We start from the raw sequence: 621 nt of genomic DNA, 5'->3' as shown, positions 1-621 counted from the left end.
CATCGACGGCCACCGTTAGTACCCGAGGGCGTTCCAAATCGGGGATTCCGGAGGCACCCTCAAGCACCAACCCAAAGGGTTCCAAGTCTTCGCAAGCGTCCTGTAGCGTGTTGCAGACGGCCGGTGTTTCGACGTTGTCAACTTCGCCCAGGAATTTCAGCGTAAGGTGGAGATTCTCGTCGGGAACCCATTTGATTCCGTCTCCTGGGCTTTTGGTTTCCGCCATCCAACGCGATGCTGTGCGGGCGAGATCAGAAGGCAACGGGATGGCCAAAAAGGTGCGAATGGTTTTCATGAGCGAAAGTTTAACGAGATGACGTTTTCAGTGCATCGGTTCGAGCCGCCGAGTTTTGTGCCTCATCGATGGCGTCGGGGTGGGCACCTGCAAACGTTGCTTGCGCCACGGCCAACCATGTCGATCAGCGAATGGCAAAAGCTATCGAGCGGCGTCAAATCAGAAAAGCATCGTTTGCCAGTGTCTGATAACGACACGTTGATCCTGCACGATGATACTCCCGAATCATGGATGGGTACTCCCCGAGGAAGCGTGTTGCTGCTGCACGGGATTTGTGGCTGCCACGCCGCGGATTACATGGTCCGATTCAAAAGAAGGTTGCTGGC

The 621-nt window shown here is 55.4% G+C and carries 1 protein-coding gene and 1 pseudogene; one reads left to right on the top strand and one right to left on the bottom strand.

Going from position 1 to position 621, the window contains the following annotated elements; all coding sequences use genetic code 11:
• On the bottom strand, nucleotides 1–295 hold a 295-nt coding region (thpR, locus tag B2R17_RS06175; RefSeq protein ID WP_286763284.1), incomplete at its 3' end, for an RNA 2',3'-cyclic phosphodiesterase.
• Nucleotides 296–412: 117 nt separating this feature from the next.
• Between thpR and B2R17_RS06170 the strand changes: the two are divergent.
• Nucleotides 413–621 (top strand): annotated as a pseudogene (locus tag B2R17_RS06170) (hydrolase); the annotation flags it as partial.

This window comes from Rhodopirellula sp. UBA1907 (assembly GCF_002337565.1).
In the GTDB taxonomy this organism is placed as follows: Bacteria; Planctomycetota; Planctomycetia; order Pirellulales; family Pirellulaceae; genus Rhodopirellula; species Rhodopirellula europaea.
Note: the sequence above shows the minus strand (reverse complement) of the source record. Positions and strands in the feature narration are given on the sequence as shown.